A 26,902-nucleotide genomic window follows, 5' to 3' on the forward strand; every position below is an offset into this window, starting at 1 on the left:
GATGATCGACTGCGTCGAGAACCGGCTCCTCACCTCGCGCCGCGGCCTGCTGCTCGGCGGCGCGTCCTTCGCGGCCTGGGCCTATCTGCCGAAATTTGCGCGCGCGGCCGGCGGGCGCGATCCGCGATTGATCGTGGTGATCCTGCGCGGCGCGCTCGACGGGCTCTCGACCGTCGCACCGCTCGGTGACCCCGATTATGCCGGCCTGCACGGCTCGATCGCGCTTGCCGCCGACGGCGCGCATCCCGCGATCATGCTCGATACTTTCTTCGCGCTGCATCCGGCGATGCCGGAATTCGCACGCATGTATCGCGACATGCATGCCGCGGTGATCCATGCCGTTGCGACGCCCTATCGCGACCGCTCGCATTTCGATGGCCAGGACGTGCTCGAAAGCGGCTATGCCGGCCCCGGCCGCGTGCAATCCGGCTGGCTCAATCGCGCGCTCGATGCGCTGCCGCGCGGCGAGCGTGTGTCGAGCGGGCTCGCGGTCGGTCCGACCACGCCGCTGGTCTTGCGCGGCAATGCGCCAACCGTCGGCTGGGCGCCGGTGGCGCTGCCGCAGGCCGACGACGACACCGCGATGCGGCTGGTCGATCTCTATCGTCACCGCGATCCCGCGCTGGCCTCCGCGCTGTCGCAGGGCCTCCAGTTGGAGAAGGCCGCGAGCGGCGACGACATGAAGCCGAAGCCCGGCAATCAGGTCGCGCAGATGCGGCAGGTCGCGCGCGGCGCGGCAAAACTGATGGCGGCCGACGACGGCCCGCGCATCGCCGCGCTCGCCTTCGACGGCTGGGATACGCATGCCAATGAAGGCGGTCCGGTCGGGCGTCTGGCCTTCCTGCTCGGCGGCCTCGATGGCGCGCTTGCCGAGTTCGAAAGCGGCCTCGGCGAGCGCTGGCGCGACACCGCAATCGTCGTCGCCACCGAGTTCGGCCGCACCGCGCGCATCAACGGCACCGACGGCACCGATCACGGCACCGGAACGATCGCGCTGCTCGCCGGCGGCGCGGTGAAAGGCGGCCGCGTCATCTCCGACTGGCCCGGCCTCAAGCTCGCCAATCTCTACGAAGGCCGCGACCTCAAGCCGACCACGGATTTGCGCTCTGTGATCAAGGGCGTGCTGCAGGGACAGTTCGGCCTGTCCGATCGCGTGCTGGCCGAGACGGTGTTCCCGGACAGCGCCGCAGCGCGGCCGATGAAGGGATTGGTGGCGTAATAACAGCCACCGTCATTCCGTGCCCGCGCCTTGCGGTGCGTCCCGGAATGACGACATGATGAGCCGAGCATCAGGAGATCACCCGCATGTACATCGCCATGAACCGCTTCCGCGTCACCAAGGGCTCTGAAGCCGCTTTCGAACAGGTCTGGCTCTCGCGCGACACGTTTCTCGACGGGGTGCCTGGCTTTGTCGAGTTTCATCTGCTGCGCGGCCCCGAGCTCGAGGACCACACGCTCTACGCATCGCACACGGTCTGGGCGAACCATGCCGCGTTCGAGGCGTGGACCAAGTCGGAGGCGTTTCGCGCGGCACATCAGCGCGCTGGCGACAACAAGCCGCTTTATCTCGGCCATCCCCAGTTCGAAGGCTTTGAGGTGATGCAGACGGTGGGACGCGGCGCGAAGTAACGCGCCGCGCTTTAAACATCAGCCCTGGGTGATCTTGTCGATCTCCGCCATCTCATCGGCGCTGAGCTTCCACGCGATCGCCTTGACGTTCTGCTCGATCTGCTCGACGCGGGTGGCGCCTGCGATGACGCTCGAGACCTGCGGGCGGCCGGCGAGCCAGGAGAAGGCGAGCTCGAGCATCGAGTGTCCGCGCGCTTGCGCAAAGGCCTGCAGCTTCTCGACGATCGCCTCGTTGCGCGGGGTGACGTAGCGGTCGCGCAGCCGCGGAGTTTGGCCAAAGCGGGTGTCGCCGGGTGCGGACTCACCCTTTTTGTATTTGCCGGTCAGAAGTCCGCTTGCGAGCGGGAAGAACGGCAACAGGCCGAGCTTGTATTCCGTTGCTGCCGGCAGCAGGTCCTTCTCGATGTCGCGCACGACCAGGGAATATTCGTCCTGGCAGGAGACGAAGCGGCTGACATTCATCGCGCGCGCGACATACTCCGCTTCCGCAATCCGCCACGCCGGAAAGTTGGAATTGCCGATGTAGCGGACCTTGCCCTGGCGAACGAGATCGTCGAGCGCGCGAAGACTCTCCTCGATCGGCGTCAGCGGGTCGTAATCGTGCTGCTGGTAGAGGTCGATGTAATCGGTTTTCAGCCGCTTCAGGCTCGCGTCCACGGCCTCCATGATGTAGCGGCGCGAGGCGCCCTGCTTGGTTCCGTCCTCCGCCATCGGCTTGGAGTATTTCGTCGCCAGCACGATGTCCTTGCGGCGATCGCCCAGCACGGCGCCGAGCACGTTTTCCGAGCCGCCCATGGCCGAATAGATGTCGGCAGTGTCGAACAGCGTGATGCCGAGATCGAGCGCGCGGTGGATTACCTTGCGCGAGGCCTCGAGGTCGATGCGCTGGCCGAAATTGTTGCAGCCGAGCCCGACCGCGGACACGCGCAGGCCGGAGGCGCCGAGATTACGAATTTCCATGGGAGGTCCTGTCAGGAGAAAGCGGGCCATTGTGGCCGCGCTGCCCGCTAGCGGCAAGGCGTCGCCTTGCGTTGCTGCCATGCTGCCGGGAACTGAAGCCAAAAAAATGCGGCCCCTGTCAGACGCGGCGACTGACGGGGACCGCTTTGGGGCGCTTGATCGGTGACGGGGGGCCTGATCAGACGCAGGTGCAACGTAGTCCCGCTATGTTACGCGCGGGTGACAGGCAGAGTTATCCACAGGGACTCCGCGGCTGCCGCGATCAGAAGATCTTGCGATAGACGATGAAGCCGGAGCGCTCGGCGACCTTGTCGTACAGGCTCTGCGCCGTGACGTTGGTCTCGTGCGTCTGCCAGTAGACCCGCGGGGACCCCGCGAGCTTTGCGCGCTCGTAGACACCGTAGATCAGCGCCGAGGCGACGCCCTTGCCGCGCGAGGCCTCCAGCGTGAACAGGTCCTGCAGATAGCAGGACGGTTCGATCGCCGTGGTGCTGCGGTGAAACAGATAGTTCGTCATGCCGAGCAGCTTGCCGTCGCTCTCGGCGACCAGCCCATGCACCGGCTCATAGCCATCGAAGAAGCGCTGCCACGTCATCCGCGTGATTTCGGGCGCCAGCGCGGTCGGGCCGGAGCGGCCGTAGAAAGCGTTATAGCCATCCCACAACGGCAGCCATTGATCGTAGTCCTGTTTCGTGACGGAGCGAATGGTGAGCGACATGTGGGTTTCCGCGATCTCGGAGGACGCAAGGCGATGAAGCGTCCTTCATACGTGATGATCGCACTGCCGATCAATCGCGCCGTCGCATCACTCCGCGACGCGCAAGTACCGCATCAGCCTGCGGCCCGCGGGATCGCGCAGCGAGCGGTAGTACTCGGCGCGCGCGGGCGGGTCGGTGTGGCGCACGAGGTCGGTCACGGGCGTGTAGCTCAGCATGCGCCCGCCATCGGGCAGGACGGCGCAGACGAAGCGCAGCACCTCGCCATTGCGCAAGGCGATGTTGATCGGCGTGGCATCGCCGATCCGCACCATTTGCATCCGCTGCGCGATGAAGGTGCCGAGCTCATCCTCGGGCAGCTCGAACGCGCCGGTGTCGCGACCGTGATACATCAGCGCAATGAAGGGCGGCTTGCCGTCGGCCACTTCGTCCGGCAGCGCAAAATAGTCGCGAAATGCGCGGTTGATGAATTCGGCACGCGTTTCGGCGTCGAGCAGCACGATGCCGATATCGACCTGGTCGAGCGCGGCCGACAGCCGCGCGGCGGTGGCGTGGCTCTGGCGCTCGGCGGCGAATGTGCCGAGCAGCCGCTCGCGCATCAGGCCGGTGATTGCGGCCGTGCCGGCAGTCGTCACGGCGAGGAGGCCGAGCCGGACCAGATCCGCCGCCGCATAGCCCGGCAGGGCCCGATGGGCCAGAAAGAACAACGCCGCGCCGATCACCGCGACGGCAGCGCTGGTCATGGCGGAAGCGAGACCCGACAGCGAGCCGGCAAGCGCCACGATGCAGACGAACAGGGGCGCAGGGGAGGGAACATGGATATAGCGACCGAGCAGGATCGCCAGCAGCGCAATTGCCGCTGTCAGCGCCGGACCGGAGATCGCACGCCATCCGAACCGCATGGGCCAGTCTCGCTCCTCCCGAACGAGGTAAGGCCGCAACACTGGCTGATCGTTGCGCCCATGCGATGCGATTTCATGCGGTGCGCTTAAGGAGCACTTGCCGGCAAGGGCAAAGCTTTCGGATGATTTTAGGCCAAATGCGCGTGCCTGAGGCGCTGCTGCTGCGCCGGCGCATTCAGAGTCGACGTCCCCGAGCTCTTACGCACGCCGGTGAAAATCAACAGCGATGCCGCGACCAGGATGGCCGCAGTCAGGGTGATTGCAACGACTACCACAGGCGATTTCATCGGTGTCCTGTCGCGATGCCGGTCGGCGCGGGCCGCGCGGCACCCTGAAGGCGGGTCCGGGATGAAACGGGGATCAGACCGGCAGGCCCATCGCCATGGTCGCCTTGGTCGACAGCACCGTCAGGGTGACGATCAGGCACAGCGAGAGCGCGGCAACGGCGAGCGAGGCCACGACCGCGTTGGTCAGCCGGGAAGACGAAACGGTAACGGTTGGGCCCCGAAAGCCTGCCGTGCCGGACGCCCGAATCATGGTCTAAATCCTTCAACGTGCGAGCGAATCACCCGCGACTCGAACAATTTCCCCGTTTCAACCGGCAATATTGGGGCGGCCATAGCGTCGAAAATGGCGAGAATGCGGCATAGGCTGCCCTTGTGCCCGCTATTCCCGGAGCCAGCGCGCCGTCAGGCGCCCGCCGCGATGCTGGCGGGGTCGTCGACGTCGGCGGGCCGCCAGTCCATCGCCACGAAGCCGGGTGCAGCTTCCACGCGCTTCAGCCAGTCCCGGATCGCCGGGAAGGTCGAGAGGTCGTAGTCGCAGCGCTCTGCGAGGTGGGTGTAGCCGTAGAGCGCGATGTCGGCGACCGTGAGCTGGCGGGCGGCGAAATAGGCGTTGGTCTTGAGGTGGTTCTCCATCACCTGGAGCGCGCCATAGCCGCGCTCCATCCAGTCTTCCAGGGAGTGGGTCTGGAGATCGCGGCCGCCCTTGACCAGCGACAGCCAGAAATAGGCGGCGCCGATGTTCGGCTCGAGCGCGTGCTGCTCGAAGAACATCCATTGCAGCGCCTCGGCGCGGTCGATGCGGTTCTCAGGCGCGAGCGGCGTGCCGACCGCGACGTACCAGAGGATGGCGTTGGACTCGGCGAGATAGCGGTCATCGCCGACCTCGAGCAGCGGCACCTGGCCCGACGGGTTCTTGGTCAGAAAGTCCGGCGTGCGACTCTCGCCGCGCAGAATGTCCACTTCGACCGCTTCGTAAGGCACGTTCAACAGGGCCAGCGCAAGGCGGACCTTGTAGCTGTTGCCGGAGCGTTGCATCGAATAGAGCTTGTACATTCTGGGAGTTCGTTCCGAAAACGGGAAGGCGCGGTACTCGTTGCCCAGTACCGCGGCCAAACAATGATGCCGTTGCGAATCCGCCGCAAGACCCGCGCCATAGAAAAACTCGAAAACCCTACCGCACTGCAATGCCGCGGAAGATCATTTTCGCGCGACGCTACAAATCAGATCACGCTTGCGTCAGCGCGCGGACGCATCGCGGCCGCATGTTCGTGCAGGACGATTGAACGGTCGTGATCGCCTCGGCTGCTGACGGGTCCAAGTCTTTCAAAGCAAGTCGCTCAAAGGTTGTCTCAAGTGTCCTCTCGAGCGTCAGACTGCCGTCAGCTTCATGGCGGCGCGCAACGCGCAAAATTGCTCCGAGGACAGGCCTTGCCGGATATGAGGGATTCCGGCGGCAAAGTTACGGAAAATTGCGGGAAAACGCGCCTAGAAGCGCTCCAGATCCGTAAACTTTTTCGAGATCGGGCCGAAGTTTCTTGCGGCGCAGCGGCACACGTTTTAGGGTGACCCATTCCCACAATCGGAGTCGTGAGGCCAAAGGGTTCACGACGCTTGTCAGGAGATGACGATGTCCTTCCTTGCCGCTGCGCTCGACCGTGTGAAGCCGTCCGCGACCATCGCGGTCACGGATAAAGCACGTGCGCTGAAAGCGGCGGGCCGCAACGTCATCGGCCTCGGTGCCGGCGAGCCCGACTTCGACACGCCCGCCAACATCAAGCTGGCTGCGATCCATGCCATCGAAGCCGGCAAGACCAAGTACACCGCCGTCGACGGCATTCCCGAGCTGAAGGAAGCCATCATCGGCAAGTTTCAGCGCGAGAACGGCGTGGCCTACAAGCCGAACCAGATCATCGTCGGCACCGGCGGCAAGCAGGTGCTGTACAACGCGCTGATGGCGACCATCAATCCGGGCGACGAGGTGATCATCCCCGCGCCGTACTGGGTCAGCTATCCCGAGATGGTGGCGCTCGCCGGCGGCGAGCCGGTGCCGGTGGTCTGCACTGCCGCGACCGGCTTCAAGCTGCAGGCCGAGGCGCTCGAGCGTGCGATCACGCCGAAGACCAAATGGGTGATCCTGTGCTCGCCGTCGAACCCGACCGGCGCGGCCTACACCAGGACCGAGCTGAAGGCGCTCACCGACGTGCTGGTCAGGCACCCGCATGTGTGGGTGATGACCGACGACATGTACGAGCACCTCGTCTATGACGACTTCCAGTTCACCACGGTCGCGCAGGTCGAGCCGAAACTCTACGACCGCACGCTCACCGTGAACGGCGTGTCGAAGGCCTATTGCATGACCGGCTGGCGCATCGGTTACGCCGGCGGTCCGGCGCAGCTCATCAAGGCGATGTCGACGATCCAGTCGCAGTCGACCTCGAACCCGTCGTCGATCGCACAATGGGCCGCGGTGGAAGCGCTGAACGGTCCGCAGGACTTCATCCCCGCCAACAACAAGGTGTTCAAGGAGCGCCGCGACCTCGTGGTCTCCATGCTCAACCAGGCCAAGGGCATCGAGTGCCCGCGTCCCGAAGGCGCGTTCTACGTCTATCCCTCCTGCGCCGGCACCATCGGCAAGACCGCGCCGTCGGGCAAGGTGATCGACAATGACGAGACCTTCGTGACCGAGTTGCTCGAGACCGAAGGCGTCGCCGTGGTGCAGGGTTCGGCCTTCGGCCTCGGCCCGGCGTTCCGCATCTCCTACGCGACCAAGACCTCCGACCTCGAAGACGCCTGCAAGCGCATCCAGCGCTTCTGCGGTAATCTCCGCTGAGCCCGTCGCAAATACCTATCGAAAAGGCCCGCCTCCGGCGGGCCTTTTTATTGTTTGCACGCTTATCGTCACGCGTGATCTGGCACCACCACGGCTCTTGTGGCATAGACCATCGCGCAACACGGGTGGGGCGCTCTCTCTGCTCGCATCACATTCATCGCCGGAGATATTCATGCGCCGTTCGTTCATCCTCGCCGGGCTCGCCGCGGCCAGCCTCGTTGCCTCCGTCGCAAACAGCAGCGCGCAGCAGCAGCGGATGGTCCGGGTCGGCGTGCTCGAATGCCGCGGCGGCGCCAGCGTTGGGTTCATCGTGGGATCGGTGACCAATCTCGGCTGCGTCCTGCGTGCCGACGGTTTGCCGGAAGATCGCTACGTCGCGACCATTCGTAAAGTGGGCCTCGACATCGGCATCACCCAGGAGACCACGCTGGCCTGGGGCGTGTTCGCGCCGGTCGACCGGCTCGGCCCCGGTGATCTCTCGGGCAATTATGCCGGCGCGCAGGGCAGCGCCTCGGTCGGCGTCGGTATCGGTGGCAACGCGCTGATCGGCGGCTCCAACAATTCGATCGCGCTCCAGCCGCTCAGCGTGCAGGGCCAGGTCGGCCTCAACGTCGCCGCTGGCCTCGAGAGCCTGGAACTCCGTCCGGGTCGTTGACAATTTCGCGTGTGCAGATCGCGTCAGTCCGACGCGATCTCGGCAACGACGCACCGCAGCGATTTTTGATGCTTGCCAAATCTCGGGGACGGGCAGAGCATCGGCGTTTGCCGACCCAATCATGGGCCGAGCTCCACACCAAGGAGGCGGCGAATGGGACAAGACGTCAGAAGTCCCCGAGGTCCACGGTGCATCGCACTGGTGGGCCCATTCCAAAGCGGTAAAACCACACTTCTCGAAGCAATACTGGCGCGAACGGGCGCAATCCCCCGCGTCGGCAGCGTCGACGCCGGAACATCCGTCGGCGACGCCTCCCCGGAGGCCCGTCATCACAAGATGACCGTCGGCCTGACTGCCGCCACCACGAGTTTCATGGGCGACAGCTACACCCTCCTCGATTGTCCCGGTTCCGTTGAGTTCGCCCACGACATGCGTGCAGCGCTTCCCGCTGTCGACGCCGCGGTCGTGGTCTGCGAGGCCGACGAGAAGAAGCTGCCGCAGCTTCAGATCATCCTGCGCGAGCTGGAGGAGCTGAAGATCCCGCGTTTCCTGTTCCTCAACAAGATCGACCGCGCCAACAAGCGCATCCGCGAGACGCTGGCGACACTCCAGCCCGCCTCGCGCGTGCCGCTGGTGCTGCGCCAGATCCCGATCTGGAAGGGCGAGCTGATCGAGGGCTTTGTCGATCTCGCGCTGGAACGTGCGTTCATCTACCGTGAGCACAAGGCCTCCGAGGTGGTCGCGCTCGAAGGCGGAGATCTCGATCGCGAGAAGGAGGCCCGCTTCTCGATGCTGGAGAAGCTCGCCGATCACGACGACGCGCTGATGGAGCAATTGCTCGAGGACATCCAGCCGCCGCGCGATGCGGTGTTCGACGATCTCGCCCGCGAATTGCGCGAGGGACAGATCTGCCCCGTGTTGCTGGGTGCGGCCGCGCGCGAAAACGGCGTGCTGCGCCTGATGAAGGCCCTGCGCCACGAGGCGCCCGGCATCGAGGAAACTGCAAAGCGTCTCGGTGTGCCGGCCAGCAAGGAGGCGCTCGGCTACGTCTTCAAGACGCTGCATTCGCAGCACGGCGGAAAGCTGTCGCTGACGCGATTGCTCGCCGGCCATCTCGACGACGGAGCGACGCTGCAATCCGCCTCCGGCGGGAGCGGCCGCATCTCCGGCATCCTCGCCGTCAACGGCGCCTACGATACCAAGCGTGCCGCGGCCGAAGCCGGCGACACGGTTGCGCTCGCCAAGGTCGACCCGATCAAGACCGGCGACACGGTCTCGAGCGGCAAGTCCCCGCCGGCTGCGCTGTTCGCCCCGGAGCCGACGCCGCCGGTGCTCGCGATCTCGGTCGCCGCCACCGACCGCAAGGACGACGTCAAGCTCGGCCAGGCCCTTGCCCGGCTGCACGAGGAGGATCCTTCGCTCGGCGTCGTGATGAACGCCCAGACCCACGACACCGTGCTGTGGGGCCAGGGCGAGATGCATCTGCGCGTGGCGAGCGAACGGCTGCGCGACCGCTTCGGCGTCAAGATCACCTCGCACCCACCCGCGATCGGCTACCAGGAGACCATCCGCAAGCCGATCGTTCAGCGCGGCCGCCACAAGAAGCAATCCGGCGGTCACGGTCAGTTCGGCGATGTCGTGCTCGACATCAAGCCGCTGCCGCGCGGCGAGGGCTTCAAGTTCACCGAGAAAGTGGTCGGCGGCGCGGTGCCGCGCAATTATATCGGCGCGGTGGAAGAGGGTGTTGTCGACGGGCTCACACGCGGCCCACTCGGTTTCCCCGTCACCGATCTGCAGGTGACGCTGACCGACGGCTCCTATCACAGCGTCGACTCCTCCGACCTCGCCTTCCGCACGGCGGCGCGGGTCGGGCTCAACGAAGGCCTGCCGCAATGCCAGTCGGTGCTGCTGGAGCCGATCCACGTGGTCGAGATCGTCTGCCCGACCGACGCCACCGCCAAGATCAACGCGATCCTGTCGGCGCGGCGCGGCCAGATCCTCGGCTTCGACACCCGTGACGGCTGGAGCGGATGGGACTGCGTCCGCGCCATGATGCCGGAAGCGGAGATCGGCGAACTCATCGTCGAGCTGCGTTCGGCCACGGCTGGAGCCGGCAGCTTCACCCGTCAGTTCGACCACATGGCCGAGGTGACCGGCCGCGCCGCCGACCAGATCATCGCCGCGCATCAGCACGCGGCGTGATGTAAGGGAAGCACGGCTCTCTCACTCCCTCTCCCCGTTCTTTACGGGGAGAGGGGCTGTTTCCGCGCGCACCGTGAAAACTGGACTCACACAGCCTCCTCCTCTCCGTCATTGCGAGCGCAGCGAAGCAATCCAGAGTCTTTCCGCGGAGGGATTCTGGATTGCTTCGTCGCTTCGCTCCTCGCAATGACGGTGGAGACGGACGGGTCGTACGGCAAACTCCCTTGCGTTCCCCTTGCAATGATGTATTTTACATCATTGTACATGCTTAAGATATCACTTATAAACTCTGATACGTGAGGCCACGGTGATCACGTCGTTCCAGATGCGGGCAGCCCGCGCGCTGCTTGGCATTGACCAGAAAGCCTTGGCCGAGCTCGCCGGCGTTTCGCTGCCGACCATCCAGCGGATGGAGGCCAGCACCGGCAATGTGCGCGGCGTGGTCGAGACCTTGATCAAGGTGGTCGAGGCGTTCGACCGGGCCGGCGTCGAGCTGATCGGCGAGCAGGCCCGCAGCGACAGCGGCGGGCGGGGCGTTCGCCTGAAGGAGCCGGGGCCGCCGCGCCGCGTGGGAGCATGATCGCGTTGATCGTGCTCGGGATGAGCTAGCGCATCGTCGCACGCACGCACGCGCGCGCTGCACGATGCACCGGAGCATTGTGAGCAGCGGAGCACTCTGCGGAAATGAGCATCACAGGCGAACACGCAGGCAAGCTGCATCAGCTGCGTCGACCGACCTTTGCCGAACTCTATCTCCCCAAGCTCGTCACCGTCTGGCGCGAAGGCTACGGCCTCGCGGATCTCCGCGCCGATGTGTTCGCAGGCCTCACGGTTGCAATCGTCGCGCTGCCGCTGTCGATGGCGATCGCAATCGCCTCGGGCGTGACGCCGGACCGCGGGCTCTACACCGCTGTCGTCGGTGGCTTCATCGTGTCGCTGCTCGGCGGCAGTCGCTTCCAGATCGGCGGGCCCGCCGGCGCCTTCATCGTGCTGGTCGCGGTCACCGCGGAGCGGCACGGCGTCGACGGCGTCATCCTCGCCACCCTGATGGCGGGCATGGTCCTGATCGCCGCGGGCCTGTTGCGGATCGGCACCTACATCAAGTTCATTCCCTACCCCGTCACGGTCGGCTTCACCGCGGGCATCGCCGTGATCATCTTCGCTAGCCAGCTCCGCGATCTCGGCGGGATCACGCTGGCGGGCAAGGAGCCCAGCGAATTCGTGCCGAAACTCGTTGCGCTCGCCGCAGGCCTGCACACGATCAATCCCTCCGCCGTCGCGGTCGCGATCGTCAGCATTGTCGTCATCGCCGGCCTGCGGCGCTGGCGGCCGTCCTGGCCCGGCATCCTGATCGCGGTCGTGCTCGCGGCGGTCGCGACTGCCGTGCTGTCGCTGCCGGTCGAAACCATCGGCAGCCGGTTCGGCGGCATTCCGCGCGAATTGCCGTCGCCGGCGCTGCCGGCGTTCTCGCTTGCGAAGGCGACGGCCGTGCTGCCGGATGCGATCTCGTTCGCGCTGCTGGCCGCGATCGAATCGCTGCTGTCGGCGGTGGTGGCCGACGGCATGACCGGACGCCGCCACCGCTCCAATTGCGAGCTGGTGGCGCAAGGCGCGGCCAATATCGGTTCGGCGTTGTTCGGCGGCATCTGCGTCACCGGCCTGATCGCGCGCACCGCCACCAACATCCGCGCCGGCGGACGTGGGCCGCTCGCGGGCATGCTGCATTCGGTCTTCCTGCTGCTGTTCATGCTGATCGCAGCACCGCTCGCGAGCTACATTCCGCTGGCCGCGCTCGCCGCCGTGCTCGTCGTCGTCGCCTGGACCATGGCGGAGAAGCACGAATTCGCGACGCTGCTGCGCTCATCCTGGGGCGATGCCGTCGTGCTGCTCGCGACCTTCCTGCTCACCATCTTCCGCGACCTGACTGAAGGCATCCTGGTCGGCTTCGCGCTGGGCGCGGTGCTGTTCATCCACCGCATGGCGGAGATGACGGGCATCGAGGAGCGCTCCCCGCTGGTGGCCGCCGATCGTCCCGATGACGGCAATGGCGAGCGCGTGCCTTACGATCCCGCGCTCGCCATCGATCGCGACGTGCTGGTCTATCGCATCACCGGTGCGTTCTTCTTCGGTGCCGCCTCGGCAATCGGAAACGTGCTCGACGGCATTGCCGACCAGCGCAAGGGTCTTGTGGTCGATTTCGCCGCGGTGCCGTTCCTGGATTCGACGGCCGCCAACGTGCTCGGTCGCGTCGCCGTCAAGGCGCACCGCCACGGCATCCGGCTGTTCATCACGGGGGCGTCGCCCGCGGTTCGCCGCGCGCTGCTCACCCACGGCGTGACGCCGCCCCGTGCGCGCTATCGCGCGACGATCGCGCGTGCCGTCGCCGACATCAAGGGCGGCGCGGCGCAGCGCGCGGCCGATGACGCGGCCGCGACCTGACGGCAGCGCACTTCTCAAGCCGGCCGATTTGATCGACACTGCCGCGTCACGGCGGTGGTGCAGGGAATGCTGGATTCGCGTCGCAATATTGCGCTGGCCTGCGCGCTCAGCATGCTGGCGGGCTATGTCGACGGCATCGGTTTCCTGCATCTCGGCGGCCTGTTCGTCTCGTTCATGAGCGGCAACTCCACGCGTCTCGGCGTCAGCCTTGCGGAGGCGCAGTGGTGGCAGGCCGCCAGCGCCCTCGGCCTGATCGCGCTGTTCGTGGCCGGTGCTGCGGCCGGCAGCTTCGTCGTGCTCGGCGGCGGGGCCGAGCGGCAGCCCTGGCTGCTTCTCATTGAAACCGGGCTGCTTGCGGGTGCCGGACTTTGCCATGCCTACGGCCTGTCGAACCTCGCGATCGCGGCCATCGTGCTCGCGATGGGCCTGGAGAACGCCGTGTTCCAGATCGACGGCGGCGCGGGCCTCGGCCTCACCTATGTCACGGGCGCGCTGGTCAAGGTCGGCCAGTTCCTCGCGGTGAGCCTCACCGGCGGGCCACGCTGGAATTGGGCGCCGAACCTGCTGTTGTGGGCGGCGCTCGTTGCGGGGGCGGCGGGCGGGGCGCTCGGCTATGCCCGGATCAACCTCGCCGCGATCTGGTTCGCCGCTGCCGCGGCGCTGGCTTTGGCCGCGATCGCGGCTGCGGCGATGCGGCGGTCGCGCGCTTGACAGAGCCGGCGGGACGCGAAATGGATCGCCTCGAACACGACCCGAGGGAAAGATGACCGCGCCCAGGACTCCCGCAGCCTGTTTGATCGGATGGCCGGCCGCGCATTCGCGCTCGCCGCTGATCCATCGTTACTGGCTGCGCACGCTCGGGATCGAGGGTGGTTACGTCATCGAGGCGGTCCCGCCCGAGGATCTGCGCGACTTCGTGCTGCGGCTGTCGCTGCGCGGCTTCGTCGGCGCCAACGTCACCATCCCGCACAAGGAAGGCGTGCTGGCGCTGTCCACGCCCGATGCGCGCGCCAGGGCCGTCGGCGCTGCGAACACGCTGTGGTTTGCCGACGGCGAACTGCGCTCGACCAATACCGACGTCGAAGGGTTCATCGGCAATCTCGATGCCGGAGCGGCCGGTTGGTACGGGGCGGAAGAAGCATTGGTGCTCGGGGCCGGTGGTTCCTCGCGCGCGGTCGTGTTCGGCCTGCTCGAACGCGGCATCAAGCGCATCCACCTCGCCAACCGGACCATCGCGCGCGCCGAGACGCTGGCAAAGCAATTCGGGCCGAACGTGCATCCGATTCCCTGGGACGGCATCAACGACGTGCTGCCGCGCGCAAGACTTCTCGTCAACACGACCTCGCTCGGCATGCACGGCCAGCCTTCGCTCGATGTCGATGTGGCGCGCCTGCCGGACGGGGCGGTCGTCGCCGACCTCGTCTACGTTCCCCTGGTGACGCCGCTGCTGGCGGCTGCGAAGGCGCGCGGCCTGAACACCGCCGACGGGCTCGGCATGCTCCTGCACCAGGCGGTGCGCGGCTTCGAGCTGTGGTTCGGCCAAAGGCCTGAAGTCACGGCCGAGCTGCGCGCGCTGGTCGAGGCCGATCTCACAAAGACTTGAAAGGATAACGGCGAATAGCACCCCACCTCCGGAGTTCTATCCCCGTGGGGACAATCCGGAGACCGTCATGCCTGTTCAACGTGCAACTTTCACACGTCCGCTCATCGCCGTCGCGATGGTGGCCGCTTCCACCCTCTATGCCGTCGCGCAGAGGGCGCCGGTGCCGACGCGCGTGCGCGGCACGATCGAGAGCGTCAATGGCGACACCATGCAGGTCAAGTCGCGCAGCGGCGAGGACGTCAAGCTTCGCATCGCCCCTGACGTGAACGTGTCGGGCGTTACCAAAATTTCACTCGCCGACATCAAGGTCGGCTCCTTCGTCGGCGCCACCACGGTGCCGGGTCCGGACGGCGGCCAGAACGCGGTCGAGGTCCACGTGTTTCCGGAGAGCATGCGCGGCACCGGCGAGGGCTCGCGGCCCTATGACCTCAAGCCGAACTCCACCATGACCAACGCCACGGTGTCGGAGAGCGTGGTCGGCAATGACGGTCATACGCTGCTGGTGAAGTACAAGGACGGCGAGAAGAAGGTGTTCGTCGCCGACAACACGCCGGTCGTGACCTTCGTGCCCGGCGACAAATCCGAGCTGAAGGCCGGGGCAAAAGTCGTCGCCTTCATGAAGCAGCTGCCGGACGGCTCGTTTGAAACCAACCGCGTCAGTGTCGGCCTCGACGGCCTGACACCGCCGATGTGAAGGAGAATCGCAACATGTCGAAATCAAGCTGGATGCCGCGCCTGTTCGTAGCCGCGTTCGCCGTCGCTTCCATGTTCTCCGCCTCGGCGCAGCAGTCGCCGACGGTCCGCATCCGCGGCACCATCGAGAGCGTCGACGGCAACACGCTCGGCATCAAGACGCGCGAAGGCAGCGACGTCAAGGTGCGCATGACCGACAACGTCGCGGTCTTCGCCGTGGTGAAGACCTCACTGTCGGAGATCAAGGAAGGCTCGTATATCGGCGTCACCGGCATGCCCCAGCCCGACGGCACGCAGAAGGCGATCGCGGTGCACATCTTCCCCGAGAACCAGCGCGGCGCGGCCGAAGGTTTTCGTCCCTGGGATGCGCGCGCCAACTCGACCATGACCAACGCGACCGTGGCGCAGACGGTGGAAGGCACCGACGGCCAGAACATCACCGTCAAGTACAAGGACGGCGAGAAGAAAGTGGTGGTGCCGCCGGATACGCCGATCGTCACCTTCGTCGCCAGCGACAAATCCGAGATCAAGCCCGGCGCCAAGCTGATCATCTTCGGCGCGGCGAAGAAGGAGGACGGCTCGCTCGAGGCCAACCGGGTGAACGTCGGTCGCGACGGGATTACGCCGCCGATGTGAGGGACTAGCGCTGAACTCGTAGGGTGGGCAAAGGCGCACTTGCGCCGTGCCCACCACTTTCCCGCGTTTCGCGAAATTGGTGGGCACGCTTCGCTTTGCCCACCCTACGGCGCCGCCGCTTCGCCTCACACCGCAATGATGTGATCGTCGATCTCGTCGATCCGGTTGACGCCGCACAGGCCCATGGTCGTGAGCAGCTCCTTCTGGATGATGTCGATCGCCTTGGCGACGCCGGCCTGGCCGCCGGCACCGAGGCCATGGGCATAGGCGCGGCCGATCATGCAGGACTTTGCGCCGAGCGCGAGCGCGCGCATCAAGTCCTGGCCGGAGCGGACACCGCCGTCGAACATGATCTCCATCTGCGAGCCGACCGCGTCGACGATCTCCGGCAGCGCCTCGATCGAGGACGGTGCGCCGTCGAGCTGCCGGCCGCCATGGTTGGAGACGACCAGCGCCTGGGCGCCGGTCTTCGCGGCGAGCTCGGCGTCCTCGACGTCGAGGATGCCCTTCAGGATCAGCTTGCCCGGCCAGATGCTGCGGATCCACTCGATGTCGTTCCAGTTCAGCGAGGTGTCGAACTGCGAGTTGATCCAGGTCGACAGCGACGTGATGTCGTCGCTGACCTTCAGATGACCGGCGAGATTGCCGAAGGTGCGGCGCTTGCCCTGCAGCACGCCCGACACCCAGGCCGGCTTGGTGGCAAAATCGATCAGCTTCGACAGCGACCATTCCGGCGGCACCGTCATGCCGTTCTTGATGTCCTGGTGGCGCTGGCCGATCACCTGGAGATCGACGGTCAGCACGAGCGCGCTGCATTTCGCCGCCATCGCGCGCTGGATCAATTCCTTGATGAAGCCGCGGTCCTTCATCACGTAGAGCTGGAACCAGAACGGCTTCTCGACATTGGCGGCGATGTCCTCGATCGAGCAGATCGACATCGTCGACTGTGTGAACGGGATGCCGGCGGCCTGCGCGGCGCGGCAGGCATGAATCTCGCCGTCGCCATGCTGCATGCCCAGGAGGCCGACGGGCGCCAATATCAACGGCATGGTCGAGGACTCGCCGAGGATCATGGTCGAGGTGTCGCGCCTGGAGACGTCGACCAGGACGCGCTGGCGGAACTTGATCGCCTGCATGTCCTCGCGGTTGGCGCGCAGCGTTTCCTCGGCATAGGAGCCGCGGTCGCAATAGTCGAAGAACGCCTTCGGCACGCGGCGCTGATGCAGCGTGCGAAGATCGTCGATACAGGTGATGTGCTTCATGAACGTTTCCCCGGCCCGTCTTGCATCAGAAGTCTTGCTTCAGAAGTCTTGCATCGGAAGATCGAGGGGTCATCTAGCATGGTTGGATGCACAGCCAAATCGTTTGGGAGGAGGGCGCCATGAGCAAACCGCGCGGCCAGCCGACACCGGAAGAGATCAAGGAGAAGCAGGATCTCGACGACGCGCTGGAGGAGGGTCTGGAAGAGACCTTCCCGGGGTCCGATCCCGTCAACGTCACCCAGCCGGCGCCGAGCCGCCAGGACGGCCATGTGAAGCGCTCCGACTAGGGGCGGGTTCCGCCCCGTTCCGCCCTGTCGGCCGGAAATATAGTGCTAACAATAAGTTACCGGGGCGGCTTGGGCCCTGTCCCGTAATGATTAATCACATTTTTTGAAGCCAAGTTGGCCGCGAAGGCATTATAACGTCTCAGCAAATCAGGGATGCGGGGCCCTTTCGGGCATCCCGTAGTTGTAGAGGGGTCCCTGGTTGTTGCGTGGGGGACGATATGAGCCGCAAATATTTCGGGACGGACGGGATCCGGGGCCGCGCCAACGGACTGATCACGCCGGAGCTCGCGCTCAAGGTCGGCCAGGCCGCAGGCCTTGCGTTTCAGCGTGGTGACCATCGCCACCGGGTCGTGATCGGCAAGGACACGCGTCTGTCCGGCTACATGATCGAATATGCGATGGTCGCGGGTTTTACCTCGGTCGGCATGGACGTGCTGCTGGTCGGCCCGATGCCGACGCCGGCGGTGGCGATGCTGACCAAGTCGATGCGCGCCGATCTCGGCGTGATGATCTCGGCCTCGCACAATCTGTTCGAGGACAACGGCATCAAGCTGTTCGGCCCGCAGGGCTTCAAGCTCTCCGACGACGTCGAGAAGCAGATCGAGCAGCTGCTCGACGAATCCCTCGACAAGCGGCTCGCTCAGAGCGCGAGCCTCGGCCGCGCCCGCCGTATCGACGGCGTGCATGACCGCTACATCGAATTCGCCAAGCGCACGCTGCCGCGCGATCTCTCGCTCGACGGCCTGCGCGTCGTGGTCGACTGCGCCAACGGCGCCGCTTACAGGGTGGTGCCGGAAGCGCTGTGGGAATTGGGCGCCGACGTCGTGCCGATCGGCGTCGAGCCCGACGGTTTCAACATCAACAAGGAATGCGGCTCGACCTCGCCGGAAACGCTGTCGAAGAAGGTGCGCGAGATGCGCGCCGACATCGGCATCGCGCTCGATGGCGACGCCGATCGCGTCATCCTGGTCGACGAGCGCGGCCACACCGTCGACGGCGACCAGCTGCTCGCGGTGATCGCGCAGAGCTGGAAGGAAGACGGCCGGCTGTCGCGGCCGGGCATCGTCGCCACCGTGATGTCCAATCTCGGCCTCGAACGCTTCCTCAAGGGGCAGGGGCTCGATCTCGTGCGCACGCCGGTCGGTGACCGCTACGTGCTCGAGCAGATGCTGAAAGGCGGCTACAATCTCGGCGGCGAGCAGTCCGGCCACATCATCCTGTCCGACTATGCCACCACCGGCGACGGCTTCGTTGCGGCGCTGCAGGTGCTGGCCGTGGTGCAGAAGCTGCGCCGGCCGGTGTCGGAGGTCTGCCACCGTTTCGACCCGCTGCCGCAGATCCTGAAGAACGTCCGCTACAAGAGCGGCAAGCCGCTTGAGGATTCCGACGTCAAATCGGCGATCTCCGACGGCGAGAAGCGGCTCAACGGCCACGGCCGCCTTCTGATCCGCTCGTCCGGCACCGAGCCGGTGATCCGCGTCATGGGCGAGGGCGAGGACCGCCTGCTGGTAGAGGACGTCGTCGACACCATCGTCTCCGCGCTCGGACAGGCCGCGGCCTGAGGCGCATCGCTACGCGAAGCACGATCGTAGCCCGGATGGAGCGCAGCGAAATCCGGGGATCGCGCACGCGGACATAGACGTCCCGGATTACGCTTCGCTCCATCTGGGCTACGAAATCCCCGGACCCTCATGGTGAGGAGGCCCGCCAACGGCGGGCGTCTCGAACCAAGCGGGGCGTGTCGCCTCGCAGTGAAACCGGCACGTGCATTCCAGCCATCGACGATTGGCGGTGGATCGGCCGCAGCCGGCATCGTAGTTAGGCGGTGCGGCAATCTGCCGTGCCCGCCAGGATGCTCCATTGAACAAGCCTGTCGTCGTCTCCGAGGAAACGCTGACCGAGCCGGTCGTCGTCAGCGACGTGGCGCCCGCCGCCCGGGCTGCCGCAGGGCCGGCCTATGTCGTGCTCGCCGGCATCAGCTTCTCGCACTTCCTCAACGACACCATGCAGTCGCTGATCGCCTCGGTGTATCCGATCCTGAAGGACACCTACGCGCTCGACTTCGCGCAGATCGGCATGATCACGCTGGCCTTCCAGTTCACGGCCTCGCTGCTCCAGCCGGTGGTCGGGCACTACACCGACAAGAAGGCGCAGCCCTATTCGCTGTCGATCGGCATGGCCTCGACCTTCTTCGGCCTGCTGCTGCTCAGCGCCGCGCACCAATATCTCGTCATCCTCGTCGCGGCCGCGCTGGTCGGCCTCGGCTCGGCGGTGTTTCATCCTGAATCCGCGCGCATCGCGCGGCTTGCCTCCGGCGGCCGCTATGGTTTCGCGCAGTCGGTGTTCCAGCTCGGCGGCAGCTTCGGCACGTCGATGGGGCCGGTGCTGGCGGCGCTGATCGTAGTGCCGTTCGGGCAGGGCAGCATCGCATGGTTCTCCTCGATCGCGTTCCTCGCGATCCTCATCCTCTGGCGCATCGGCCGCTGGTATGAGCCGCAGATCAAGGCGAAGAAGACGGCGACGGTTCAGGCCCATCCCGACGCGCCGAGCTCGCGCCGCGTCGCGGTTGCGCTTGCCGTGCTGGTGGCGCTCTTGTTCTCGAAGCAGCTCTACGTCTCGAGCCTGTCGAGCTACTACATCTTCTACCTGATCGATCGCTTCGGCGTGTCGACGCAGGCGGCGCAGATCTATCTCTTCATCTTCCTTGCCGCGAATGCGGTCGGCGCGTTCTTCGGCGGTCCGCTGGGCGATCGCTTCGGCCGCAAGATCGTGATCTGGATCTCGATCCTCGGCGCGCTGCCGTTCACGCTGGCGCTGCCTTATGCCGGGCTCTATGCGAGTGCGGTGCTGTCGGTGATCATCGGCCTGATCATCTCCTCGACGACGTCGTCGATTATCGTGTTCGCGCAGGAACTGGTGCCGCACCGCTTCGGCATGATCTCGGGCGTGTTCTTCGGCGTTGCCTTCGGCATCGGCGGTCTGGGTGCCGCCGTGCTCGGCAAGCTCGCCGATCACACCTCGATCGAGTTCGTCTACCAGGTCTGTGCCTGGCTGCCGGCGATCGGCCTGCTTGCGGTGTTCCTGCCCAAGCTGCCGCGGCACCTGCGTTAACAAATCCTGTTTCGCTGCATTGCGGCTTCATCAATCGTTAGCAATTGGCGCGTCGGGGCGCCGCATTTTTGCAACGCTTCTGCGGCATGCGCGCGAGTGGTGAGAAAAAATCAACCTTAAAAATTAGGGTTAAGTGGCGCTTAAACATTTGGTGCCATCGTCCTCCCGTGAGTTTCCAGAACGTGGGGCGTCAGCATTTTGCCTCACCGGCCATAAGGACGAAGCCAAATGCGTAGCGTTAAGTCTCTCCTTGCCGCAGGTGCGGCGACCCTCATCTCGTCGATGGCGTTCGCCGCCGATATGCCGATCGCCGCTCCGCCTCCCATGTACGCGCCGCCGGCTCCGCCCGCCGACTTCGGCGGCTGGTATCTCCGCGGTGACATCGGCATGACCAACCAGAGCGCCAAGCGGATCGACAGCGCGACCGCGCAGACGTTCCCGACCCAGACCGTGGGCCTCGGCTTCGATAGCTCGCCACTGTTCGACCTCGGCGTCGGTTATCGCTTCAACAACTGGTTCCGCACCGACGTCATCGGCCAGTATCGCGGCAAGGCCAATCTGCACGGTTCGGACAACGTCACGCTCAGCGCGACCGACTTCGAAGCCAACAACTACTCCGGCAGCAAGTCCGAGTGGGTCGTCATGGCCAACGCCTATGTCGATCTCGGCACCTGGTGGTGCATCACCCCGTTCATCGGCGCCGGTGTCGGCGGTTCCTACAACAAGCTCAGCGGCTTCCGTGACGACGGCACCCGGATCAATCCCGGCGGGCTCTCCAACAGCGTGACCTACTTCGCCGACAACGGTAAGTGGAATTTCGCCTGGGCCGCCCATGCCGGTCTCGCCTACAAGGTCAGCCCCGGCCTCACCGTCGAACTCGCCTACAGCTACATGGATCTCGGCGACGCCAATCCCGGCAACTTCCGCGCCTACGACAACAGCATCTCGGGCCCGTCGACGATCAAGGTCAAGGACATCACCTCGCATGACGTGAAGCTCGGCGTGCGTTGGGACCTGAGCAGCCCGCCGGCCTACATGCCGCCGCCGCTCATCACCAAGGGCTGATCGTCAGCCTCATCGCTTAACGTCTCTTAACGGCGCGGGATCATCCCGCGCCGTTTTGCTTTGCATATTTTTCATGGCGAGCGGCGACGAAAACGTCAGACGCAACCATTGGTTAAGGTTAACGAGCCATGATCACGAGCGAAAGTTCGAGTTCGATGGAGCGTTGCAATGCGTAGGCTGATGTTGGCAGCGGCGATGTTGGGGACGGTGTCTGCCGCGCAAGCGGCCGACATGCCGGATCTGCCCATCCTGCGCGGCTCGTTCACCGACGGTCTGACCAACTCGCGGCCGAATTGGGAGGGCAGCTACGTCGGCGCCCAGGCCGGTTACGGGGCCTCCGACGAGAACTTCAACGGTTCGACCAACAACATGATGGCGGCGCTGCTGGCCGACACATTGATCGAGTCGGAAATGGGTGTCTCGCAGTGGAATCTGGGCCTCGGCAAGGCCTCCCGCCGCACCACCGGATACGGCTTCTTCGCCGGCTACAATGCCCAGTGGGACGATGTTGTCCTCAGCCTGGAAGCAAGCTACCTCCACGGCTCCTTCGGCGGATCGGCCACGGCCAGCGAAGCCCGCAGCAACCAATTGTCCGACGGTAACGTGCACTCGGTCACGGCGAGCTCGACGTCTTCGATCGCGATCAAGGATATGGCAACATTCCGCGGCAGGGCCGGTTATGCGTGGGGATGCTTCCTTCCCTACATGTTCGCCGGACTCGCGCTCGGAAATGCCGACATCACGCGGTCTGTGAGTGCGCAGGATTTCGTGACCCCGGCCGGCGTTCTGCAGGGGCCGATCTCCTCGACCGACGTGCAGCACAACCATCTGATCTACGGCTACAGCGCCGGTCTCGGCGTGGACATCAATCTCGTGGGCGGTCTCTTCATGCGCGCCGAGTGGGAATATATCCGCTTCGCCGCCCAAGTGGACACCAACATCAACACCGTTCGCGCGGGCCTCGGCTACAAGTTCTGATCTTGTGCGCCGGGGCAATTGACAGGCCTGGTCAGTCCTGATGCTCTGTCGCTCCAAAACGGGGCGACGGCGATGAAGATCTACGGCGACACGAATTCCGGCAATTGTCTCAAGGTGAAGTGGGTCTGCGACAAGCTCGCGCTCCCTTACCAATGGATCGAGATCGACACCCGCAAGGGCGAGACGCGCACGCCGCAATTCCTGAAAATGAACGGCGCCGGCCAGGTGCCCACCGTCGCCTTCGACGACGGCCGCACGCTGGCGCAGTCCAATGCCATCATCCGCTATCTCGCCCGCGACAGCGCGCTCGTTCCGCGCGATGCCTTCACTGCGGCCAAGATGGACGAATGGCTGTTCTGGGAGCAGTACAGCCACGAGCCCTATGTCGCGGTGTGCCGCTTCCAGCTGGTCTATCTCGGCAAGGACGCATCCGAGCTCGACCCTGACAAGGTCAAGCGCGGCTATGCGGCGCTCGACCGCATGGAGCAGCATCTTGCGGCAAGCCGCTTCTTCGCCGGCGAGGAAGTTTCGCTCGCCGACGTCTCGCTGCTCGCCTATACCCGCCTCGCGCATGAAGGTGGCTTCGATCTCGGCCGCCATGCCGCCATCCGCAGCTGGATCGGCGAGGCCGAAGCCTGGCTCGGCCTTCCGCCGGCGCGCTGAGAGTCGCGCTGATTCTTGGAGTTTCCCGACATGAACGAGAAGTCCGTCTCCATCCGTCCCGCGCGCCGCGAGGACGTTGCGGCGATCGTCGCCATGCTTGCCGACGATCATCTCGGGCGTGCCCGCGAGCGCGTCGAGGATCCCTTGCCTGAGTCCTATTACCAGGCGTTCGAGCGGGTCGAGTGCGATCAAAATCTCACGCTCGTGGTGGCAGAGAGCGAGGGCAGGGTGGTCGGCTGCCTGCAGCTCGCGATCTTGCCGGGCATCAGCACGCAAGGCGGCATCCGCGGTCTGCTCGAAGATGTCCGCGTTGCTTCCGATTGTCGCAGCCGCGGCATCGGTGAGCAGCTGGTGCAATGGGCGGTCGCGGAAGCGAAAGCGCGCGGCTGCAATCTGGTCGAACTGCTGACGCATCAGACGCGAACAGATGCGCAGCGCTTCTACAAGCGGCTCGGGTTCGCTGCTAGTCACGTCGGCATGACTGTCCGCTTTTGACGCAGCTCGTCGCGAGCCTTGCGCGATCAGCAAATTCGGATCGCGCATTTGTTCATATTAAGAGCCGGTAAACTACCCAGTCGTCGTTCACGTTGAGCCGGGAACGAACGGTGCTACGGCAGCGTCAGGCACCGGGCTCGGTCGGTTCGGGGATTTCGATGACAAGCTATTCCATGATCAAGGTCGGCAACGATTACGTCGTGCAGGCCAATGACAAATGCATTTTGAAAGTCGGCAGCCGCCGTCGTGCCGCGCAATTGATCAGCGATGCCACGGACTTGCTGAACGCGCTTGCCGTGGTCGAATCCCCCAAGATTGCGCCGGAAGCGCCTTCACTCGAGCGTGAGACGCCGGAACTTCCTTGACGACTCTTCCCGTTTCCCGTATCAGCCGCGGCGGGACACCTCCCCCCAACGGGAGGCTTACTATCTGGAAGGGTAGATTATGACTGTAGCGAAGCCCGCTTCGCGGCCGAACGTGCCGCATTTCTCCTCCGGCCCCTGCGCCAAGCGCCCCGGCTGGAACGCCCAAAATCTCAAGGACGCAGCGCTCGGCCGTTCGCATCGCGCGAAGGTCGGCAAGACCAAACTCAAGCTCGCGATCGATCTGACGCGCGAACTGCTTGAAGTGACCGCCGATTATCGCATCGGCATCGTTCCCGCGTCCGACACCGGCGCGGTCGAGATGGCGCTGTGGTCGCTGCTCGGTGCGCGGCCCGTCACCACGCTCGCCTGGGAATCCTTCGGCGAGGGCTGGGTCAGCGACATCGTCAAGGAATTGAAGCTCAAGGACGTCACCAAGCTCAACGCGGCCTACGGTGAGATCCCCGATCTCTCCAAGGTCGATCCCAAGAGCGACGTCGTCTTCACCTGGAACGGCACCACGTCGGGTGTGCGCGTGCCGAACGCCGACTGGATCAGCGCGACCCGCGAAGGCCTGACCATTTGCGACGCAACGTCTGCCGCGTTCGCGCAAGCCCTCGACTGGGCCAAGCTCGACGTCGTCACCTTCTCCTGGCAGAAGGCGCTCGGCGGCGAAGCCGCGCACGGCATGCTGATCCTGTCGCCCCGCGCGGTGGAGCGGCTCGAGACCTACAAGCCGGCCTGGCCGCTGCCGAAGATCTTCCGCATGACCAAGGGCGGCAAGATCAACGAAGGCATCTTCGTCGGCGAGACCATCAACACGCCGTCGATGCTGTGCGTCGAGGATTATCTCGATGCGCTGAACTGGGCCAAGTCGATCGGCGGCCTGAAGGCGCTGATCGCGCGCGCCGACGCCAACACCAAGGTGCTGGCCGACTGGAAGGCGAAGACGCCCTGGATCGACTTCCTGGCCAAGGACGCCGCGATCCGCTCCAACACCTCGGTGTGCCTGAAGTTCACCGATCCCGCGATCACCTCGCTCTCCGAGGACGCGCAGGCCGACTTCTCCAAGAAGCTGGTCGCGCTGGTCGAGAAGGAAGGCGCGGGCTACGACTTCGCCTACTACCGCGATGCACCGGCCGGCCTGCGCATCTGGTGCGGTGCCACGGTCGAAGCCAGGGACGTCGAGCTCTTGACCCAGTGGATCGACTGGGCGTTTGCCGAGACCAAGGCGCAGCTCGCCAAGGCGGCTTAGTTTTTTCACCTCTCCCCGTTCTTACGGGGAGAGGTCGGATCGCGCCTGGCGATGCGAAGCATCGTCCAGCAGCAATCCGGGTGAGGGGCTCTCTCCGCTTGCACCTTCGCCTGTGGCTGCCGCTCACCCCAACCCTCGCCCCGTAAGAACGGGGAGAGCGAAGACAAAGCTTCTTCACTCAATTCCGGCCGTCGCAGGCCGATCCTCCCGTTAGGGAAGGCGAAGGATCATCCCCATGACCAAACCCAAAGTTCTCATTTCCGACGCGCTCTCTCCCGCTGCCGTGCAGATCTTCAAGGATCGCGGCATCGAGGTCGACTTCCAGCCCAACCTCGGCAAGGACAAGGACAAGCTTGCCGAGATCATCGGCAATTACGACGGTCTCGCGATCCGCTCCGCGACCAAGGCGACCGCAAAAATCCTCGAGAAGGCGACCAACCTCAAGGTGATCGGCCGCGCCGGCATCGGCGTCGACAATGTCGAGATTCCCGCCGCCACGGCCAAGGGCATCATCGTGATGAACACGCCGTTCGGCAATTCGATCACGACCGCCGAGCACGCCATCACGCTGATGCTGGCGCTCGCCCGCGAGATCCCGCAGGCCGACGCTTCGACCCAGGCCGGCAAGTGGGAGAAGAACCGCTTCATGGGCGTCGAGATCACCGGCAAGGTGCTCGGCGTCGTCGGTTGCGGCAACATCGGCTCGATCGTGGCCGACCGCGCGCTCGGCCTGCGCATGAAGGTCGTCGCCTTCGATCCGTTCCTGTCGCCGGAGCGCGCCAAGGACATCGGTGTCGAGAAGGTCGAGCTCGACGACCTCTTGAAGCGCGCCGATTTCATCACGCTGCACACCCCGCTCACCGAGAAGACCAAGAACATCATCGACGCATCCGCGATCGCCAAGATGAAGAAGGGCGTGCGCCTGATCAACTGCGCCCGCGGCGGCCTCGTCGACGAGCAGGCGGTGGTCGATGCGCTCAATTCCAAGCACATTGCAGGCGCCGCCTTCGACGTCTTCGTCGAGGAGCCGGCCAATGCGAACGTGCTGTTCGGCCATCCCAACGTGATCTGCACGCCGCATCTCGGCGCCTCCACCACGGAAGCGCAGGAGAACGTCGCGCTCCAGGTCGCCGAGCAGATGTCGGATTACCTGCTCACCGGCGCGATCTCGAATGCCGTCAACTTCCCGTCGATCACGGCGGAAGAAGCGCCGAAGCTGAAGCCGTTCATCTCGCTCGCCGAGAAGCTCGGCTCGTTCGCCGGCCAGCTGACCGAATCCGGCATCCTCAAGGTGCAGATCACCTATGAGGGCCACGTCGCCGAGATGAAGATCAAGGCGATCACCTCGGCCGTGCTGTCGGGCCTGCTGCGGCCGATGCTGGGCGAGGTCAACGTGGTGTCCGCGCCTGTTGTCGCCAAGGAGCGCGGCATGGTGGTGGACGAGATCGTGCGCGCTGCCCAGAGCGACTACGAGAGCCTGATTACCGTCACGGTCGCGACGGAGCGCCAGGAGCGCTCGGTCTCCGGCACCGTGTATCATGACGGCAAGCCGCGCCTCGTCGACGTCAAGGGCATCCGCGTCGACGCCGAGTTCGGCAAGTCGATGATCTACGTGACCAACGAGGACAAGCCGGGCTTCATCGGCAAGTTCGCGAGCCTGCTGGGTGACGCCAAGATCAACATCGCGACCTTCCATCTCGGCCGCGTCGCGCCGGGCTCCGATGCCATCGCGCTGATCGAGGTCGACGGCGTCGTGCCGCCCGATCTGCTCGCCAAGGTGCAGGCCCTGCCGCAGGTCAAGCAGGTCAAGGCACTGACGTTCTGAGGCGCTCGCGCGCCACGGAATGACGGCCATCATATATTCCGACCTGC

At 65.2% G+C, this 26,902-nt stretch carries 27 protein-coding genes; 21 read left to right on the forward strand and 6 right to left on the reverse strand.

Annotated elements, in window-relative coordinates:
* Window position 1: 1 nt before the first annotated feature.
* Both AC1DW2_RS28350 and hmuQ read left to right on the forward strand, forming a co-directional pair.
* Window positions 2-1,219, forward strand: coding sequence for a DUF1501 domain-containing protein (locus tag AC1DW2_RS28350; RefSeq protein ID WP_477007675.1), 1,218 nt, complete (start codon window positions 2-4; stop codon window positions 1,217-1,219).
* Window positions 1,220-1,305: 86 nt separating this feature from the next.
* On the forward strand, window positions 1,306-1,629 hold the full coding sequence (hmuQ, locus tag AC1DW2_RS28355; protein WP_477007676.1) for a heme-degrading protein HmuQ: 324 nt from the start codon (window positions 1,306-1,308) through the stop codon (window positions 1,627-1,629).
* Window positions 1,630-1,647: 18 nt separating this feature from the next.
* On the opposite strand, the gene AC1DW2_RS28360 is transcribed toward hmuQ, so the two are convergent.
* The 5 genes from AC1DW2_RS28360 to AC1DW2_RS28380 form a co-directional block, all read right to left on the reverse strand.
* The gene (locus AC1DW2_RS28360) at window positions 1,648-2,589 is read right to left on the reverse strand and encodes an aldo/keto reductase (protein WP_166344623.1); all 942 of its coding nucleotides are present in this window, start codon (window positions 2,587-2,589) and stop codon (window positions 1,648-1,650) included.
* A 262-nt stretch (window positions 2,590-2,851) separates the two neighbouring features.
* The gene (locus AC1DW2_RS28365; protein WP_014492036.1) at window positions 2,852-3,307 is read right to left on the reverse strand and encodes a GNAT family N-acetyltransferase; all 456 of its coding nucleotides are present in this window, start codon (window positions 3,305-3,307) and stop codon (window positions 2,852-2,854) included.
* Window positions 3,308-3,394: 87 nt separating this feature from the next.
* Complete coding sequence (locus tag AC1DW2_RS28370) at window positions 3,395-4,207, reverse strand: PAS-domain containing protein (RefSeq protein WP_477007677.1); 813 nt, start codon at window positions 4,205-4,207, stop codon at window positions 3,395-3,397.
* A 360-nt stretch (window positions 4,208-4,567) separates the two neighbouring features.
* A complete protein-coding gene (locus AC1DW2_RS28375; RefSeq protein WP_014492039.1) occupies window positions 4,568-4,744 on the reverse strand; it encodes a hypothetical protein in 177 nt (58 codons plus the stop codon).
* A gap of 152 nt (window positions 4,745-4,896) precedes the next feature.
* A complete protein-coding gene (locus tag AC1DW2_RS28380) occupies window positions 4,897-5,547 on the reverse strand; it encodes a glutathione S-transferase family protein (protein ID WP_028151820.1) in 651 nt (216 codons plus the stop codon).
* A gap of 574 nt (window positions 5,548-6,121) precedes the next feature.
* On the opposite strand from AC1DW2_RS28380, the gene AC1DW2_RS28385 reads away from it, so the two are divergent.
* From AC1DW2_RS28385 to AC1DW2_RS28425, 9 genes are all read left to right on the forward strand, one after another.
* Window positions 6,122-7,324: a pyridoxal phosphate-dependent aminotransferase gene (locus AC1DW2_RS28385; RefSeq protein WP_039157959.1), complete on the forward strand. Its 1,203-nt coding sequence runs from the start codon at window positions 6,122-6,124 to the stop codon at window positions 7,322-7,324.
* A gap of 172 nt (window positions 7,325-7,496) precedes the next feature.
* On the forward strand, window positions 7,497-7,979 hold the full coding sequence (locus tag AC1DW2_RS28390; RefSeq protein ID WP_166344613.1) for a DUF992 domain-containing protein: 483 nt from the start codon (window positions 7,497-7,499) through the stop codon (window positions 7,977-7,979).
* A 153-nt stretch (window positions 7,980-8,132) separates the two neighbouring features.
* A complete protein-coding gene (locus tag AC1DW2_RS28395) occupies window positions 8,133-10,181 on the forward strand; it encodes an elongation factor G (RefSeq protein WP_477007678.1) in 2,049 nt (682 codons plus the stop codon).
* Between the two features lie 307 nt (window positions 10,182-10,488).
* A complete protein-coding gene (locus AC1DW2_RS28400; protein ID WP_014492044.1) occupies window positions 10,489-10,761 on the forward strand; it encodes a helix-turn-helix domain-containing protein in 273 nt (90 codons plus the stop codon).
* 104 nt (window positions 10,762-10,865) lie between these two features.
* On the forward strand, window positions 10,866-12,620 hold the full coding sequence (locus AC1DW2_RS28405; protein WP_477007679.1) for a SulP family inorganic anion transporter: 1,755 nt from the start codon (window positions 10,866-10,868) through the stop codon (window positions 12,618-12,620).
* 66 nt (window positions 12,621-12,686) lie between these two features.
* Window positions 12,687-13,331, forward strand: a complete 645-nt coding sequence (locus tag AC1DW2_RS28410) for a YoaK family protein (protein WP_477007680.1) — start codon at window positions 12,687-12,689, stop codon at window positions 13,329-13,331.
* A 52-nt stretch (window positions 13,332-13,383) separates the two neighbouring features.
* A complete protein-coding gene (locus AC1DW2_RS28415; RefSeq protein WP_477007681.1) occupies window positions 13,384-14,223 on the forward strand; it encodes a shikimate dehydrogenase in 840 nt (279 codons plus the stop codon).
* A 67-nt stretch (window positions 14,224-14,290) separates the two neighbouring features.
* Window positions 14,291-14,917, forward strand: coding sequence for a hypothetical protein (locus AC1DW2_RS28420; RefSeq protein ID WP_028151813.1), 627 nt, complete (start codon window positions 14,291-14,293; stop codon window positions 14,915-14,917).
* Window positions 14,918-14,931: 14 nt separating this feature from the next.
* Window positions 14,932-15,552: a single stranded DNA-binding domain-containing protein gene (locus AC1DW2_RS28425; protein ID WP_085399319.1), complete on the forward strand. Its 621-nt coding sequence runs from the start codon at window positions 14,932-14,934 to the stop codon at window positions 15,550-15,552.
* A gap of 125 nt (window positions 15,553-15,677) precedes the next feature.
* Here AC1DW2_RS28425 and AC1DW2_RS28430 read toward each other — a convergent pair whose 3' ends face one another.
* Entirely contained in the window at window positions 15,678-16,814 is a 1,137-nt protein-coding gene (locus AC1DW2_RS28430; protein ID WP_477007682.1) for an alpha-hydroxy acid oxidase, read from the reverse strand.
* A gap of 119 nt (window positions 16,815-16,933) precedes the next feature.
* On the opposite strand from AC1DW2_RS28430, the gene AC1DW2_RS28435 reads away from it, so the two are divergent.
* The 10 genes from AC1DW2_RS28435 (at window position 16,934) to serA (ending at window position 26,855) form a co-directional block, all read left to right on the forward strand.
* Window positions 16,934-17,101 (forward strand): hypothetical protein, encoded by a 168-nt coding sequence (locus tag AC1DW2_RS28435; RefSeq protein ID WP_166103414.1) that lies wholly within the window; start codon window positions 16,934-16,936, stop codon window positions 17,099-17,101.
* Between the two features lie 218 nt (window positions 17,102-17,319).
* Window positions 17,320-18,663 carry a phosphoglucosamine mutase gene (gene glmM, locus AC1DW2_RS28440; protein ID WP_063985528.1) on the forward strand — a complete coding sequence of 448 codons (1,344 nt, stop codon included), beginning with the start codon at window positions 17,320-17,322 and terminating at the stop codon, window positions 18,661-18,663.
* Between the two features lie 298 nt (window positions 18,664-18,961).
* The gene (locus AC1DW2_RS28445; protein WP_477007683.1) at window positions 18,962-20,212 is read left to right on the forward strand and encodes an MFS transporter; all 1,251 of its coding nucleotides are present in this window, start codon (window positions 18,962-18,964) and stop codon (window positions 20,210-20,212) included.
* 228 nt (window positions 20,213-20,440) lie between these two features.
* A complete protein-coding gene (locus tag AC1DW2_RS28450; RefSeq protein ID WP_476077377.1) occupies window positions 20,441-21,277 on the forward strand; it encodes an outer membrane beta-barrel protein in 837 nt (278 codons plus the stop codon).
* A gap of 168 nt (window positions 21,278-21,445) precedes the next feature.
* Window positions 21,446-22,255 (forward strand): outer membrane beta-barrel protein, encoded by an 810-nt coding sequence (locus AC1DW2_RS28455; protein WP_476077378.1) that lies wholly within the window; start codon window positions 21,446-21,448, stop codon window positions 22,253-22,255.
* 72 nt (window positions 22,256-22,327) lie between these two features.
* The gene (locus AC1DW2_RS28460; protein WP_477007684.1) at window positions 22,328-22,918 is read left to right on the forward strand and encodes a glutathione S-transferase family protein; all 591 of its coding nucleotides are present in this window, start codon (window positions 22,328-22,330) and stop codon (window positions 22,916-22,918) included.
* Window positions 22,919-22,948: 30 nt separating this feature from the next.
* Window positions 22,949-23,413, forward strand: a complete 465-nt coding sequence (locus AC1DW2_RS28465; protein ID WP_354178483.1) for a GNAT family N-acetyltransferase — start codon at window positions 22,949-22,951, stop codon at window positions 23,411-23,413.
* A 173-nt stretch (window positions 23,414-23,586) separates the two neighbouring features.
* Complete coding sequence (locus AC1DW2_RS28470) at window positions 23,587-23,778, forward strand: hypothetical protein (RefSeq protein ID WP_477007685.1); 192 nt, start codon at window positions 23,587-23,589, stop codon at window positions 23,776-23,778.
* A gap of 79 nt (window positions 23,779-23,857) precedes the next feature.
* Window positions 23,858-25,030, forward strand: a complete 1,173-nt coding sequence (locus tag AC1DW2_RS28475; protein WP_477007686.1) for a phosphoserine transaminase — start codon at window positions 23,858-23,860, stop codon at window positions 25,028-25,030.
* Window positions 25,031-25,265: 235 nt separating this feature from the next.
* Window positions 25,266-26,855 (forward strand): phosphoglycerate dehydrogenase, encoded by a 1,590-nt coding sequence (gene serA, locus AC1DW2_RS28480; protein WP_166103392.1) that lies wholly within the window; start codon window positions 25,266-25,268, stop codon window positions 26,853-26,855.
* Window positions 26,856-26,902 lie beyond the last annotated feature (47 nt).

The sequence above is a fragment of the Bradyrhizobium sp. P3_C3 genome (genome assembly GCF_056402655.1).

Excerpts from the sequence above, each read along its gene's own strand:
- AC1DW2_RS28350 (WP_477007675.1), top strand. The coding sequence starts at position 2 with ATGATCGACTGCGTCGAGAACCGGCTCCTCACCTCGCGCCGCGGCCTG.
- hmuQ (WP_477007676.1), top strand. The coding sequence starts at position 1,306 with ATGTACATCGCCATGAACCGCTTCCGCGTCACCAAGGGCTCTGAAGCC.
- AC1DW2_RS28360 (WP_166344623.1), bottom strand. The coding sequence starts at position 2,589 with ATGGAAATTCGTAATCTCGGCGCCTCCGGCCTGCGCGTGTCCGCGGTC.
- AC1DW2_RS28365 (WP_014492036.1), bottom strand. The coding sequence starts at position 3,307 with ATGTCGCTCACCATTCGCTCCGTCACGAAACAGGACTACGATCAATGG.
- AC1DW2_RS28370 (WP_477007677.1), bottom strand. The coding sequence starts at position 4,207 with ATGCGGTTCGGATGGCGTGCGATCTCCGGTCCGGCGCTGACAGCGGCA.
- AC1DW2_RS28375 (WP_014492039.1), bottom strand. The coding sequence starts at position 4,744 with ATGATTCGGGCGTCCGGCACGGCAGGCTTTCGGGGCCCAACCGTTACC.
- AC1DW2_RS28380 (WP_028151820.1), bottom strand. The coding sequence starts at position 5,547 with ATGTACAAGCTCTATTCGATGCAACGCTCCGGCAACAGCTACAAGGTC.
- AC1DW2_RS28385 (WP_039157959.1), top strand. The coding sequence starts at position 6,122 with ATGTCCTTCCTTGCCGCTGCGCTCGACCGTGTGAAGCCGTCCGCGACC.
- AC1DW2_RS28390 (WP_166344613.1), top strand. The coding sequence starts at position 7,497 with ATGCGCCGTTCGTTCATCCTCGCCGGGCTCGCCGCGGCCAGCCTCGTT.
- AC1DW2_RS28395 (WP_477007678.1), top strand. The coding sequence starts at position 8,133 with ATGGGACAAGACGTCAGAAGTCCCCGAGGTCCACGGTGCATCGCACTG.
- AC1DW2_RS28405 (WP_477007679.1), top strand. The coding sequence starts at position 10,866 with ATGAGCATCACAGGCGAACACGCAGGCAAGCTGCATCAGCTGCGTCGA.
- AC1DW2_RS28410 (WP_477007680.1), top strand. The coding sequence starts at position 12,687 with ATGCTGGATTCGCGTCGCAATATTGCGCTGGCCTGCGCGCTCAGCATG.
- AC1DW2_RS28415 (WP_477007681.1), top strand. The coding sequence starts at position 13,384 with ATGACCGCGCCCAGGACTCCCGCAGCCTGTTTGATCGGATGGCCGGCC.
- AC1DW2_RS28420 (WP_028151813.1), top strand. The coding sequence starts at position 14,291 with ATGCCTGTTCAACGTGCAACTTTCACACGTCCGCTCATCGCCGTCGCG.
- AC1DW2_RS28425 (WP_085399319.1), top strand. The coding sequence starts at position 14,932 with ATGTCGAAATCAAGCTGGATGCCGCGCCTGTTCGTAGCCGCGTTCGCC.
- AC1DW2_RS28430 (WP_477007682.1), bottom strand. The coding sequence starts at position 16,814 with ATGAAGCACATCACCTGTATCGACGATCTTCGCACGCTGCATCAGCGC.
- AC1DW2_RS28435 (WP_166103414.1), top strand. The coding sequence starts at position 16,934 with ATGAGCAAACCGCGCGGCCAGCCGACACCGGAAGAGATCAAGGAGAAG.
- glmM (WP_063985528.1), top strand. The coding sequence starts at position 17,320 with ATGAGCCGCAAATATTTCGGGACGGACGGGATCCGGGGCCGCGCCAAC.
- AC1DW2_RS28450 (WP_476077377.1), top strand. The coding sequence starts at position 20,441 with ATGCGTAGCGTTAAGTCTCTCCTTGCCGCAGGTGCGGCGACCCTCATC.
- AC1DW2_RS28455 (WP_476077378.1), top strand. The coding sequence starts at position 21,446 with ATGCGTAGGCTGATGTTGGCAGCGGCGATGTTGGGGACGGTGTCTGCC.
- AC1DW2_RS28460 (WP_477007684.1), top strand. The coding sequence starts at position 22,328 with ATGAAGATCTACGGCGACACGAATTCCGGCAATTGTCTCAAGGTGAAG.
- AC1DW2_RS28465 (WP_354178483.1), top strand. The coding sequence starts at position 22,949 with ATGAACGAGAAGTCCGTCTCCATCCGTCCCGCGCGCCGCGAGGACGTT.
- AC1DW2_RS28470 (WP_477007685.1), top strand. The coding sequence starts at position 23,587 with ATGATCAAGGTCGGCAACGATTACGTCGTGCAGGCCAATGACAAATGC.
- AC1DW2_RS28475 (WP_477007686.1), top strand. The coding sequence starts at position 23,858 with ATGACTGTAGCGAAGCCCGCTTCGCGGCCGAACGTGCCGCATTTCTCC.
- serA (WP_166103392.1), top strand. The coding sequence starts at position 25,266 with ATGACCAAACCCAAAGTTCTCATTTCCGACGCGCTCTCTCCCGCTGCC.